The organism is Sphingobacterium anhuiense, assembly GCF_042686355.1.
Lineage (GTDB): Bacteria > Bacteroidota > Bacteroidia > Sphingobacteriales > Sphingobacteriaceae > Sphingobacterium > Sphingobacterium anhuiense.
In genome coordinates this window covers 1-13,150 of record NZ_JBHUPE010000014.1, presented here as the reverse complement: position 1 = coordinate 13,150, position 13,150 = coordinate 1, and the positions used below count along the sequence as shown (strand labels likewise).

The 13,150-nt window shown below is 32.4% G+C and carries 12 protein-coding genes; 8 read left to right on the top strand and 4 right to left on the bottom strand.

Going from position 1 to position 13,150, the window contains the following annotated elements; all coding sequences use genetic code 11:
- Nucleotides 1-314 precede the first annotated feature (314 nt).
- Nucleotides 315-1,580, bottom strand: a complete 1,266-nt coding sequence (locus ACFS6I_RS22365) for a glycosyltransferase (RefSeq protein ID WP_380923907.1) — start codon at nt 1,578-1,580, stop codon at nt 315-317.
- 2 nt (nt 1,581-1,582) lie between these two features.
- Entirely contained in the window at nt 1,583-2,614 is a 1,032-nt protein-coding gene (locus ACFS6I_RS22360) for a glycosyltransferase family 2 protein (RefSeq protein ID WP_380923905.1), read from the bottom strand.
- 286 nt (nt 2,615-2,900) lie between these two features.
- Here ACFS6I_RS22360 and ACFS6I_RS22355 point away from each other — a divergent pair, with 286 nt between their 5' ends.
- The gene (locus ACFS6I_RS22355) at nt 2,901-3,689 is read left to right on the top strand and encodes a glycosyltransferase family 2 protein (protein WP_380923903.1); all 789 of its coding nucleotides are present in this window, start codon (nt 2,901-2,903) and stop codon (nt 3,687-3,689) included.
- A gap of 63 nt (nt 3,690-3,752) precedes the next feature.
- Here ACFS6I_RS22355 and ACFS6I_RS22350 read toward each other — a convergent pair whose 3' ends face one another.
- Nucleotides 3,753-4,847 (bottom strand): glycosyltransferase family 4 protein, encoded by a 1,095-nt coding sequence (locus ACFS6I_RS22350; protein ID WP_380923901.1) that lies wholly within the window; start codon nt 4,845-4,847, stop codon nt 3,753-3,755.
- Nucleotides 4,848-5,474: 627 nt separating this feature from the next.
- Here ACFS6I_RS22350 and ACFS6I_RS22345 point away from each other — a divergent pair.
- The 7 genes from ACFS6I_RS22345 (at nt 5,475) to ACFS6I_RS22315 (ending at nt 11,961) form a co-directional block, all read left to right on the top strand.
- On the top strand, nt 5,475-6,278 hold the full coding sequence (locus tag ACFS6I_RS22345; RefSeq protein WP_380923899.1) for a methyltransferase, TIGR04325 family: 804 nt from the start codon (nt 5,475-5,477) through the stop codon (nt 6,276-6,278).
- On the top strand, nt 6,275-7,285 hold the full coding sequence (locus tag ACFS6I_RS22340) for a glycosyl transferase (protein ID WP_380923897.1): 1,011 nt from the start codon (nt 6,275-6,277) through the stop codon (nt 7,283-7,285). Before ACFS6I_RS22345 ends, ACFS6I_RS22340 begins: the two co-directional genes overlap by 4 nt.
- A complete protein-coding gene (locus ACFS6I_RS22335) occupies nt 7,264-7,632 on the top strand; it encodes a sugar 3,4-ketoisomerase (RefSeq protein WP_315402670.1) in 369 nt (122 codons plus the stop codon). The genes ACFS6I_RS22340 and ACFS6I_RS22335 overlap by 22 nt, the downstream gene beginning before the upstream one ends.
- The gene (locus ACFS6I_RS22330) at nt 7,629-8,714 is read left to right on the top strand and encodes a DegT/DnrJ/EryC1/StrS family aminotransferase (protein ID WP_380923895.1); all 1,086 of its coding nucleotides are present in this window, start codon (nt 7,629-7,631) and stop codon (nt 8,712-8,714) included. Before ACFS6I_RS22335 ends, ACFS6I_RS22330 begins: the two co-directional genes overlap by 4 nt.
- 207 nt (nt 8,715-8,921) lie before the next feature.
- Nucleotides 8,922-9,407, top strand: coding sequence for a SixA phosphatase family protein (locus tag ACFS6I_RS22325; RefSeq protein ID WP_380923893.1), 486 nt, complete (start codon nt 8,922-8,924; stop codon nt 9,405-9,407).
- A 22-nt stretch (nt 9,408-9,429) separates the two neighbouring features.
- The gene (locus tag ACFS6I_RS22320) at nt 9,430-11,433 is read left to right on the top strand and encodes a thioredoxin domain-containing protein (RefSeq protein WP_380923891.1); all 2,004 of its coding nucleotides are present in this window, start codon (nt 9,430-9,432) and stop codon (nt 11,431-11,433) included.
- A gap of 30 nt (nt 11,434-11,463) precedes the next feature.
- Nucleotides 11,464-11,961 (top strand): FKBP-type peptidyl-prolyl cis-trans isomerase, encoded by a 498-nt coding sequence (locus ACFS6I_RS22315; protein ID WP_021190473.1) that lies wholly within the window; start codon nt 11,464-11,466, stop codon nt 11,959-11,961.
- Between the two features lie 541 nt (nt 11,962-12,502).
- Here the strand turns inward: ACFS6I_RS22315 and ACFS6I_RS22310 are convergent.
- Nucleotides 12,503-13,150 (bottom strand): hypothetical protein (locus ACFS6I_RS22310; protein WP_380923888.1); only part of this gene is annotated, 648 nt, incomplete at its 5' end.

The following is a 13,150-nucleotide window of genomic DNA, read 5'->3' as shown; positions in this document are numbered from 1 at the left end:
AAATATAAATTTATAATAACAGCAATAACTTCTTAACGAAAATAATACACGAAACGCAACACAAAAAGAATTATTTATTTTAATATTATAACTTAATACTAATGATATCATCACAATAAAAGTTATTATAAAAAAATAAGTTTACAATGATATCCAAATTGTAATTTTGAAATAATTCAAAGTAAACAAAACGGTAGATGTAATAGAAACCTATAATATTAAAAATTTTAATGGTATTGCGATCAATTAAAAAATGAACCGTCGTAAAACTCAATAAATAGCATTAGTAATATTCTATATATTATTTTTGGCTGTCATATTCTAATATTTTTCGTAACAGCGGACGAATATACAATCTCTTGAACAAATTTTTGCCATTTTTCACTTATACTTTCTTCACTAAAGTCCTCTATACTTATTTTAGCATTCTTTCCCAACTGATCACGTAGCGCTGGACTGACCATCAACTTTTCTAAACACACACACAATTCTATATTATCATTTACCAAAAAACCTGTTTCATTATGTTTTATTATTTCATTAACTCCAGAACAGCTCTTAAAACCAATTGCAGGAAGACCTGCGGACATTGCCTCGGCAAGAGCTAGCCCAAATCCTTCATACTTACTAGGAAATATAAATATATCAGCTTCTTTCAATTTTTGAATTGGATCCTCAGTAAATCCTTTCAAGAAAATTCTATCCTCCATATTTAAATCAGTAATCTGTTTTTGTAAACGTTGCATATCTGATCCTACTCCCCACAATTCAAAATCCCAATTTATATACTGAGGCGCTAATTTTGCAAAACTTTCAATAGCGAGATGTTGTTGTTTACATGCCATATCTAAACGAGCAATGTGAATAACCTTGTATCGATCTTTTGAAATAAAATGATTAACAAACTCCTTAATTCTGGGGACAGGATTAGGAATTACGGCAACTTTGCCGACAAAACAATCTGGTAAGTAATCAGAATAACCTGCAAATAGTAATTGGACTCCAGCAAGATTCTGAAATGAATTTTTTAATAATTTGACTTCGAATGGTTTTCTACCTCCAAAAATATTTGTATAATCATAATCTGGTCTACCATTGACAGAATCAATAATTGGAACAGTTATTTCATTATTATAAGTAATCTCCAATAAAGAGCCTATTGACATAGTAATAATTACATCAGGCTTTACTTCATCAATATAAGTTTTCCAGGCTTTTGCACGACGTTCCAAATTATAAACAAATAGATTTTGTTCGCCTTTCATGCTCATTTTTAAAATAGAATTATAAGCCTTGGCATATTTTTTACGAATTTTATGAATAAGCCAATTAAAAGGATTACTTCCACTATAATTTGATATAGGAATTTGATTTTTTTGTATTAGATCGGGGCTATAGATGTTTGTTACTTTAACTAGTGAGTGTAACTTGAATATCGCCTTTCCTGAGATATTCTCATTTGTTGCAATTTCAACCTGATGCCCATTATTAACAAAACTGTTAGCAAGAAAAGAACAGATCTTTTCTGTTCCCCCACTTCCGTTAATAAAATAAAGATGCTGAACCAACAATATTTTCATAATTAATTATTCTTTGCTCCTATTTTGCTTTGAAGCCTTAATGTTTTCTTTTTCGAAAATGGAAAGAATTTCAGCAAAAACAATTTCAGCTTAATTTTTCTTATTTTTTTATCTTCACATTTTCTATAAAATTCTTCAAAGTCTTGATATGTGTTTGCTGACAAGAAATACCTAAATAAAAAGCTTAACTTTTTTTTATCGTTTTCAGTTAAAAATGGAAGTACCTTATCATTCATAAAAACACGAATAAGTCCAAAAAGTCTTTCTCTTTGAGAATTATTTAGAGACATCTTTAAATACCTAAGTTCGAAAGGTTCATGTTCTATAAAAAGTGCCAAATGAAGGGCATGTGATTTATGAAGATTATATTTTGTATAAAAATTCTTTAAAATATTGAACCAAATTGGAATCTGATCTAAAACTTTATCGCTATTTTGATTGATGATATTATGATTTTGATCATCATGTTGACGATAGTAATAGGAACTATTTGGACTTAAGCTAATTTGGGTTGTTAATGCAAGTAATTGATGTGAAAATAAACCGTCCTCACATGGTTGTATACCAACAGGAAATCTAACTTCAGGATATTGTTGCAAAAATTCCCGTTTTAAAAGCATCCCCCAAGTAGGTAAAGCCATAATATTGGGGAAACGAGAGCAACTATGTGCTCCAACGACAACGATATCACTTTGACTACTTATAGCAATATCAAATGAATTTTTTAAAAATGTATTCTCCATTGTATCGTCTGCATCCAGAAAAAAAACATATGAACCGGTTGCTTCTAGTAGCCCCTTATTTCTAGCTACCGATACCCCAGAATTACTCTGGTAAAAGTAATGGATATGAGCATGCTCGACTACATATTTCTCACAAATTAACGCTGACCGATCAGTACTCCCGTCATTTACCAAAATTAATTCAATACATTTGATATTCTGATTTAAAACACTCTTTATAGCCTCCTCAAGAAAAGATTCACAATTATAGATTGGAATAACAACAGAAACATCAACTTTATTAGCACTCATATATCAAATCCTTATTCGTTAAATTACATAATACATTAATTATCAAACTCTGAAAAACTCATTTAGTAAGAAGTAGTGCGCCAGTCAATTTAAAATATCAATTTTAAAAAATCTTAAAATAAACAAGTATTATGTTATTACCAATATAATGAAACGAAATTATAACTTTTATTTCTTTTTAAACCTATCTTACTGAAAATATAGAGCCATGATATGGGATTAGTAAAAAAAAGAATTGAATAATTAATTTGTAAAATTTGTAATTTAGGGGCAGAATAAATTGAATATGACGAATCAAAACACCAAGCTATCGATAATAACAATAAATTTAAATAATAAAGATGGTTTAAAAAAAACACTAAAATCAATTGATAATCAGTCAAATAAAAATTTTGAATATTTAGTTATTGATGGAAATTCATCAGATGGGAGTCAAGATTTAATAAACAATTCTGCATTTATTGATATTAAAATTTCTGAAAAAGATAGTGGAATCTATGACGCAATGAACAAAGGTATTCAACTGGCAAAAGGCGAATATTTATTATTCCTCAACAGTGGAGATTACCTTAACAACTCCGAAGTGATTAATAATATTATATCGCAACTAGATGGCGAAGAAATTATTTATGGATCCCTGATCTATGAGGATAAAGATAGTTCAAGAGTTCAACACTACCCAAGTAAATTAACCTTTAGCCAATTCCTTTATGAAACTATAGGTCACCCATGCTCATTCATAAAAAAAGATTTATTTACAAGATATGGATTATATGATACATCTTATCCAATAGTTGCTGATTGGGCATTTTTCACTAAAGTAATTGTCAAAGAGAATGTCAGTACCAAACATATTAATGAAATCATAACCAACTTTGATCTTACGGGTATTACAGCTAGACCTGAGAATCACGATAAAATTAATGCAGAACGTGATCGTTTTCTCAAAGAAAATTTTTCTTTTATATTGGAAGATTTCACTAGAACAACTGCGGCTGAAAAAAAATTAGAGAGAATCCAATCATCAAAAGGATTTAAAATTCTTAAAGCATTCGGAGTTAAGAAATTTCAGTAAAGTATTTATTAAAATTTCTATATACACTTGGTCTATCAAAGAAAACCGATAATAACAGTTATTTTAACCTAAGCTTTTATAGATTTTAATTGTTTTTTCAATACATGAATGCATACTGTAATTAATTAATTTTTCTTTCCCTTTTTTTATTAAGCTTTCACGTAATAATTTAGATTCTAGCAGACTTTTCATTTCGCTAACAAAAGAATCTAAGGATTCCACTTCAAAATAAGCCGCTGCATCTCCTGCAATCTCTGGAAAACAACTTGCATTACTTAATAATACAGGGCATTCATTTTTAAAAGCTTCCAAAATAGGTAATCCAAACCCCTCATAAAGAGATGGATAAACAAAAAATAAAGCTCTTTTATATAATAGATTTAACTGTTCATCAGTCGCTGCTACTTGAATGACTTTATCTGTTATATGATTTCTATATAAATGTTCCTGTTCAGAAATTGCCAAGCTACTACCGGCCAATACAAGTTTGAGCTCAGGAAACTGCTTCGATAATTTAGAAAAAGCTTGAACCAGCAAACTAAAATTCTTATATCCGTATCGGTTACCGACATATAGTATATATGATTCCGGCAGGTTTCGAATATCTTCATAAACTAGTGATTGATTTAAATTGATGCCATGATAGACTACTTCAATTTTATCATCATTCAAGTTGTAGTATTTCAGAATGTCACTTTTTGTTTTCTCAGAAACAGCAATTATTTTATCTGCTTTCTCAATATGCAAGCGCTTATGGTGTGCAATTGGAGAATCCGATGAAAAAATATCAGGGTAATTTTCATAAATCATATCATGAATCGTAATAACAAGTGGCTTCTTTAGAACCTGAATAAAATAAGGATCATAATATGTAGGGTGAAAAACATCAATGGAGGGATCTTGAAGACTGTTTAATGTTACAAGCTGATTTTTCTTAATTATTTTATGAGTCTTTCGTTCATACTTCTTGATTTTTTCAACAAAATTGAAAGCTCCTATATGTTTTTCAGATAAATAATGATTGATATTACCAAACACATTTAAACTATATGACATATCCTCAAACTTATCGACTCCATTCATCAATTCAGCAAAATATCGAGAAATACCTCCAAATTTTTGTGCAACAAAAATTTGATAATCAAATAATACCTTCATTAATCTTATATTTTATAATTCAATCAATTGCTATAAAATGAAAATTTCCTTTTCCAAAGTGAATAAATTCAGAATATGAATTTATTCACTTATATGAAGGCAACAATTATCATTTTTGACAAATATAATTCACTTAGTCGAAACTGCTTACAACCTAATAAGACTTATTTTATGAAAAGCTGAATAAAACTATTATTTTTTTTAGAGAATGATAAATAAATGTATTATTTTTGTTGCAAATAAACCATTGTTATTTTAATATGTCTTACACTTTTTACAACAAATTATTTTTTTCTCCATAATAATACAAATTTTGTAAGGGGTTAGACTCATTTTTAAAGGAGATGGATATTTGATTTAAGAAATTTATTTTATGATTTCAATATCTTTTATATTTGTTATGCTGCCAATTTAATCTAAGTGTACTACACTTTTGGAAATTACATTAAATGTCTTTTCCACATACCTTTTTACTTCGTCGCCATATACTGAAGTAGGTTATTAATTTTTATTCTTATAACGTAGGATTTTCTTATTTTTTAAAATTAGAACTAGTTGATAGTGTCAATTTTATAGCTATTTGTGCCAAATATTTTTTGTGCATTACAATTATTAATGGGTTATATTATGAAAAATTTTCTTTGGAAAAAAAAGAATAAAAAAGTTTCAAAACCATCATTATACGGGTGGTTTGGCACATATAGTTCATGGGAATTAGCTCAACAAGCTACTGCAGGTTATGATCAAAAAAACATTTTGAAAAAAACTCAGTATTCTTTAGCAAAAATTAGAGATGGAGAGGCTGTGTATGAGCGGGACTCAGTACTTTTTGATAAAAAAGAACATCCCTTTGCTTTGATATCTAGCTTATTACACATCGCTATCCAAAAAAGCAACACTCTAAATATATTAGATTTCGGAGGATCTTTAGGAAGTACATATTTTCAGGTTCGGGACTTTTTGAAGCCTCTAAATAAACTCCGTTGGCATATTGTCGAACAATCTTCTTATGTCGATATTGGAAAATGTGAGTTTGAAAATGAGCAACTCAAGTTCTTTCATACAATTGCAGAAAGTGTCGAGGTAATTCGTCCTGATGTTATCTTATTATCCAGTGTGGTACAATATTTAAAAGATCCCCATCAATTTTTAATCAATTTAGCTAAGCTTCAAATCCCATATCTAATATTTGATCGAACAGCCTTTATCCACGAAGGTGATGATCGATTAACTATTCAGAGAGTACCTCCAGAAATCTACGAAGCATCTTACCCCTCTTGGTTTTTTAACGAAGAGCTATTTCTTAAACATTTTAATGAGTATACCATCCTAGCAGATTTTTCATCCTATGTTGTCGGGGAAGCCGATATGTATATAGACGGTCAATTAGCTGGGTACGACAAAGGGTTTTTACTAAAATATACATTATGATCAACTATTGCACTTTATTCAATTCGCGATATCTGTCTCGAGGACTGGCGATGTACCGGTCTCTGGAAAAACACTGTAACGACTTTCATCTCTACATTTTTGCCTTTGATGAACTCTGCTATGATACTTTATGTAATCTTAACTTAAGATACGCAACAATAATTTCTCTTTCTGAATTTGAAGATGAGCATCTTTTGAGTATTAAACCTACTCGTATGGAAAATGAATATTGCTGGACATGTACTCCATCTGTAATCAGATATTCCATAAACGAATATCAATTATCATCCTGCACTTACTTGGATGCCGATCTTTTATTCTTCTCAGATCCAGCAATATTAATTCAGGAAATGGAAGAGCGTTCTGTATTGATAACAGAACATCGATATACCCCACGTCACGATCAATCCGTTACAAGTGGTATTTATTGTGTACAATTCATCTGTTTCAAAAATACAGAGGAGGGTATGCGTGTACTTGATTGGTGGCGTAATGCGTGTTTAGAATGGTGTTATTGTAGAGTAGAAGATGGTAAATTTGGTGATCAAAAATATTTAGATGATTGGATGACACGATTTACAGGAATACATGAGTTGAAAGCCCTAGGTGGAGGAGTGGCACCCTGGAATATTCAACAATACGATTTTGCATTTCGCGATCAACAACTTTATGGCAAAGACCTGGCATCATCTTCATTCTTTCCAGTAGTCTTCTATCACTATCATGGTTTCAAGTATGCAGAAGCAAATTCTTTTATTCCAACCAATGGATACAATTTATCATCTAATGACTTACATTTCATATATCAACCCTATGTAAAAGCATTGAAGTTGGCCGATAAGGAACTAGCAAAACTCAATCTGAAATATCACTTTCATGAGGTTCAAAAAATAGAACGGATAGGAAAATCACCTAGACGCATGCTTTTACTATACATAACAGGACAGTTTAGGCAATTTTATCACAGCTCTTATTTTTTTAGAAAATGGCCTTTCAAATCGATTTAAAAACATTTACAGATAGCAGAGGTAATCTAACAGTTATCGAAAAGATAGTACCGTTTGATGTAAAACGCATCTTTTATATTTATGGGGTAAATGATGCTATACGTGGAGGACATAGACATCATAATACGCGACAGGCTGCTATTTGTCTTCAGGGAAGTTGTGAGATATATAATCATGATGGCAATAAAGAAGACACTTTTTTACTAAATGTACCTCATAACTGCCTGATCTTAGAACCCAAAGATTGGCATCAGATGTATAATTTTACATCTGATGCTATCCTCATGGTACTAGCCTCCGAATATTTTGATGCACAAGATTATATATATGAACCTTATACCAAATGATAGCATACGAAGATTTAAAGAAGTCAAATGAAGTGTTTTTCAAGGAATATAATCAAGTTTTTCAACAAACACTAAAGAGTGGATGGTACATTTTAGGTAGAGAAGTGACACAATTTGAGTCTAATTTTGCCAAATATTGTGGTGTGAAAAATTGTATAGGTGTAGCCTCCGGATTGGATGCTATGGTGCTAGCTTTTAAGCAACTTAAATTTGAACCTGGAGATGAAGTAATTGTACCATCAAACACCTACATTGCGTCCATACTTGCAATTTTGCACTGTGGGTTAAAACCAATTTTAGTAGAGCCAGATATTAAAACTTATAATATAGATCCTGTTAGAATAGAAGCCGCCATTACTTTAAAAACCAGAGCGATCCTAGTGGTGCATCTTTATGGAAAGATGTGCGATATGGGACAGATAATGAATATCGCGAAAAGGTTTCATCTTTGTGTAATTGAAGATTGTGCACAGGCACATGCAGCATGCTACCAAGGAAAAATGGCAGGTAGTTTCGGTGATTTTGGAGCATTTAGCTTTTACCCGACTAAAAATCTTGGAGCATTGGGTGATGCGGGAGCTGTAACAACAAATAGCGAAGTTGGTGCCCAGGCAATACGTACCTTGCGAAATTATGGATCGTCAACAAAATACGTTAATGATGAAATTGGATATAATTCAAGATTAGATGAGCTACAAGCGGCCTTTCTTTCTATTAAATTAAAGCACCTAGATGCCATCACTGCGCATAAAAGAAAACTTGCTTCTATTTATCTTAATGAACTTAAAAGCGATTTTATCCTACCAATTATCCAAAAAGGTTTTGATGATGTATTTCATATCTTCGCGATAAGACACCCTGAAAGAGAAAAACTTCGAAATTATCTCTTGGACAACGACATCAAGACAGAAGTACATTATCCGATACCTCCATACAAACAAAAGGCAATGTCCGGAATATTAAAAGAAAATGAATATCCTCTATCAGAAGAAATACATAGAACAATTCTGAGCCTGCCGATATCTTTTGGACACAGTGAAGATGATGTTTTCAATGTTGTCGAGATCATGAATAAATTTTAAAAGATTCTTTAGCTGGCGTCGAAAGTTATTCTTTATAGTATACCTCTAGGATACCTAGAGGTATACTAATAATCTCTTATCGATATACTTCATAATTTACCAACAATCTATTTGAAGTATTGATTTCATTAATTTAGTGTTAAACTTTCCTATTCTTTGAAATAAATAAATCGATTTTATTTATATTTATATGGATAACTTCAGAATATGTCTAAAAATCTCTATATCGTCCGTCATGCCAAGGCTGAACAGTCATTTTCTAAGAAAGATTTTGACCGTATATTATTAGATAAAGGCATAGAAAGAGCACAACGTGTTTCTCATCAGCTTGCTCTACAGATGCAAGCAGATTCTACTACGCTCTGTATTTCATCTTCTGCAATTAGAGCATATCAAACAGCAGAGATATTTATTAAAGCAATTAAATATCCTCAGATTGCTTTAATTAAAGAAGATCAGCTGTATGAGGCTACTTATTTGGACATTCTAAAACTAATCAACCAAGTTCCACCTCACATACATACCCTGTTTATATTTGGTCACAACCCTGGTTTATCAGATTTTATTGAATATGTGAGTAATGAATCTGTCCCTTTATCAACATCGCAAGTTGTACATCTCATTCTTGATGAAGGTTTTGATTTTAATACCCTAACATCCAATACTGCTACGCTTTTAAATACCATAGTATAATTCATTTTTGTACCTTCGGGTTATGGCAAATCAATTGCAATTTGAAAATTCTCCTTATTTGAAACAACATGCGCTCAATCCGGTTCACTGGATGCCATGGGGGGAAGAAGCATTAAAGAAAGCACAGGAAGAAAATAAATTGATCATCATCAGTATCGGCTACTCTGCCTGTCACTGGTGTCATGTGATGGAACGCGAAAGCTTTGAAAATGATGTGATCTCACAGACCATGAACAAGTTTTATGTTCCGATCAAAATAGATAGAGAAGAGCGTCCAGATATTGATCAGGTCTATATGACTGCAGTACAGCTGATGACAAATGCTGGTGGATGGCCATTAAACTGCATCTGTTTACCTGACGGTAGACCCATCTACGGTGGTACTTATTTCAAAGCTCATGATTGGCAGAACGTTTTAATTCAGATTGCCCGCATGTGGGAAGAACAACCTGCTGTAGCAATGGAATATGCTGACAAATTGACAAAAGGCATTCAACAGAGCGAGCGATTACCTATTAATGCAATACCGGAGCAATATAAGTTTGACGATTTAAACGATATTATAAAACCTTGGAAAGAATTATTTGATCCAAGAGACGGTGGTTATCATCGCAGTCCAAAATTTCCGCTTCCTAACAACTGGTTATTCTTATTGCGTTACGCTGTTTTAGCGCAGGATACTGAAACACTAAGCCATGTTCATTTTACGCTCCAAAAAATTGCTTCTGGAGGTATCTACGACCACATCGGAGGTGGCTTTGCGCGCTATTCAGTCGATAGTGAATGGCATGTCCCACATTTTGAAAAAATGCTGTACGACAATGGCCAACTCATTTCCCTATATGCAGAAGCTTATCAACAGCAACCCCATCCTTTATATAAACGTGTCGTTGAGGAGACAATTGCATGGGCGCAACGCGAGATGTTAGCTCCGAACAATGGCTTTTATGCAGCTTTAGATGCCGATAGTGAAGGCGTCGAGGGAAAATTCTACACATTCGATATAGCTGAGATTAAAACGGTACTAGGTGAAGATGCTGATTTATTTATCGCTTATTACAACATTACTGTTGAAGGTAACTGGGAAGAAGAAAAAACTAATATATTGATTTGTGATATCGATGCCGATAAAATGGCTAAAGAAGCTGGTTACAATACAGAAGAATGGGAAATTTATCTAGAGTCAATAAAGAAGAAACTAAATGACTACAGAAAAAATCGTATTCATCCTGGACTTGACCACAAACAACTGGCGACATGGAATGCGTTACTGCTAAATGGGCTGATTGATGCATACCGAATCTTTGATAAAAAGGAATACTTAGAGCTGGCTTTACGTAATGCTGAATTTCTGAAGAGTGAATTGATTGCCGACGATTTCAGTATGTTACATCAGCCAAAAGATTCAAACCGCAGTATCCCCGGTTTTTTAGATGATTACGCTTTTACGATCACTGCATTTACAGCACTTTATGAAGCTACTTTTGAAGAAAAATGGTTACAAATAGCAACTTCATTACTCGATAAAACAATCGAATTATTTTACGATAGCTACGAAAAAACGTTTTACTACAGTGCATCGAGCGCAGAAAAATTAATTGCACGAAAAAGTGAAGTCATGGATAATGTCATTCCGTCATCTACATCAGCAATTTGTCATCAATTAAAAAAAATAGGCCTACTTGCTGATAATGAGAAATATATAGCAATTTCAGATCAGTTATTTGCCAATGTATTCCCACAAATCAAGACATATGGTTCTGCATATTCAAATTGGGCAATATTATTGTTAGAAGAATTGTATGGTTGCAATGAGATTGCGCTAACTGGAGATGATGCACATGCATTTCGTAAGGAGCTAGATCATTATTACATTCCGAATAAAATTGTATTGGGTGGAACAAAAAGCAGTCTGCCATTGTTATTAAATAGACAGGGTTTAAATTCAAAAGCATACCTTTGTCGAAATAAAACATGCAGTCTGCCACAGAATACAATTGCAGAACTTATAAAAATAATAGAATAATAACGGGAGATATCCCAAAAATCAAAACAAATGGCAATAGTAACTAATGACGTAGTAGCGTTAACTTACAAACTTCACACAATCGAAAACGGCGAAAAAGTATTCGTAGAAGAAACAACAACAGAAAATCCTTTAGACTTCTTATATGGTGTAGGCATGATGCTTCCTAAATTTGAAGAAAACATCGCTGGCTTAAATGTTGGTGACACTACTGCATTTGAATTATCTGCAGAAGATGCTTATGGCGAAAAAGACGAGCGTGCTGTTGCCCAATTACCAGCAGATATGTTTAAAGAAACTGGTTTACCTCCAGTAGGTGAAGTTATCCCTTTACAAGATAACCAAGGTAACCAATTTCGTGCAGTAGTTGTAGAAGTAACTCCAGAGGTTGTAGTTGCTGACTTAAACCACCCAATGGCTGGTAAATCCTTACATTTCGAAATTGAAATTTTAAATGTACGTCCTGCGACAGAAGAAGAGCTATCTCATGGTCACTCTCACGGCGTAGATGGTACTCAAGGTCACTAATTCTGACCAAAATATTTATAAGAAACGGATGTTGGTTCAAACCAGCATCCGTTTTTTTATGAATTATAGTTAGACTATCTATAGAAAATCATGCTGCATCATTTTACCTTTTTCAAACAAATATAGATTAGCTTTTCATTTTTTTCTGAAGAAATAAATTCACCGGAATTACATATGGACTTTCTTCCTGAATTTAGTCTGTAGAAGGTATTTCTAGTTAATGTTTATTTGTACCGATATATCCTTCGATCTTCTAAGGATTATTAAGTTTATAATCAGATTCTAACTACATTATCTGAAACGAACTATCTATTATTGTACTTATGGATAAGTTTCTAAAAATATAGCAATAGTTCAAAGGCACAGTGCATGCCTAAATCACATATTTTAATACAAAGATGTGTGATTTTTTGCAATATTAACAAAGCAATGTTTAAGTAAGCAAAGCATCTTATTTTTTTATCTTTCAGGAAGTCAATGATTTTAAATATATCCCAAATTAGAAAATTTGGGATATAATCTATTTACTTTATAGCGTATATTATTTTATTTTAGTAAAATGGGGAGATGGCCCATTATGTGTACTTGTACTTGCTATAATCCGCATTTTATTGGTATTGAAATCGAATGGATAGTATAGGACAAAATTTCCATCATCTTGCAGTACATAAAATCCATACTTCACATTATTATAATTTTTATCATCTTGTCTAACGTGAAGATGGTCTGTTGACCACACCATTACTCCCGGTTTTTGCAGGGTGGGGGTCGCTGTTAATATTAGGTTACCATCAAGTTGAAAGCTCAGCTGATAATTTCTGCTAGTTCCAAATTGTCTAAAAGATCCTGAATCCCATAAAATCTTACTCTTTACGTTATCAGCTATGTATATATTTCCATCCGCTTGAAAAACCATGCTGAAACGACCATTAGGGCTTTTCATTTCATATGGAAATTTAATTATCGTACCAGGTCTAAGAATTGAATTTGAGTTTTTATAATGCAATGTATCAACATTTACAGATTGTTTTTTAGTTTCTAAATGATAGCTTCCCCAAGCAATAGGTATAAAATAATTTGGCTTTACTTCATCATCCCACATAACTCCATAGGATTTTGTGGATATACCATCTAATCCTATATAATCCCCTACTCCTGCATGGTTTTTCCCGGTAGGGATATTATATTT

Bases quoted from the DNA above. Each gene is read 5' to 3' on its own strand.
- ACFS6I_RS22335 (WP_315402670.1), top strand. From the start codon at position 7,264: ATGGCCTTTCAAATCGATTTAAAAACATTTACAGATAGCAGAGGTAAT.
- ACFS6I_RS22340 (WP_380923897.1), top strand. From the start codon at position 6,275: ATGATCAACTATTGCACTTTATTCAATTCGCGATATCTGTCTCGAGGA.
- ACFS6I_RS22350 (WP_380923901.1), bottom strand. From the start codon at position 4,847: ATGAAGGTATTATTTGATTATCAAATTTTTGTTGCACAAAAATTTGGA.
- ACFS6I_RS22365 (WP_380923907.1), bottom strand. From the start codon at position 1,580: ATGAAAATATTGTTGGTTCAGCATCTTTATTTTATTAACGGAAGTGGG.
- ACFS6I_RS22345 (WP_380923899.1), top strand. From the start codon at position 5,475: ATGAAAAATTTTCTTTGGAAAAAAAAGAATAAAAAAGTTTCAAAACCA.
- ACFS6I_RS22315 (WP_021190473.1), top strand. From the start codon at position 11,464: ATGGCAATAGTAACTAATGACGTAGTAGCGTTAACTTACAAACTTCAC.
- ACFS6I_RS22320 (WP_380923891.1), top strand. From the start codon at position 9,430: ATGGCAAATCAATTGCAATTTGAAAATTCTCCTTATTTGAAACAACAT.
- ACFS6I_RS22355 (WP_380923903.1), top strand. From the start codon at position 2,901: ATGACGAATCAAAACACCAAGCTATCGATAATAACAATAAATTTAAAT.
- ACFS6I_RS22360 (WP_380923905.1), bottom strand. From the start codon at position 2,614: ATGAGTGCTAATAAAGTTGATGTTTCTGTTGTTATTCCAATCTATAAT.
- ACFS6I_RS22330 (WP_380923895.1), top strand. From the start codon at position 7,629: ATGATAGCATACGAAGATTTAAAGAAGTCAAATGAAGTGTTTTTCAAG.
- ACFS6I_RS22325 (WP_380923893.1), top strand. From the start codon at position 8,922: ATGTCTAAAAATCTCTATATCGTCCGTCATGCCAAGGCTGAACAGTCA.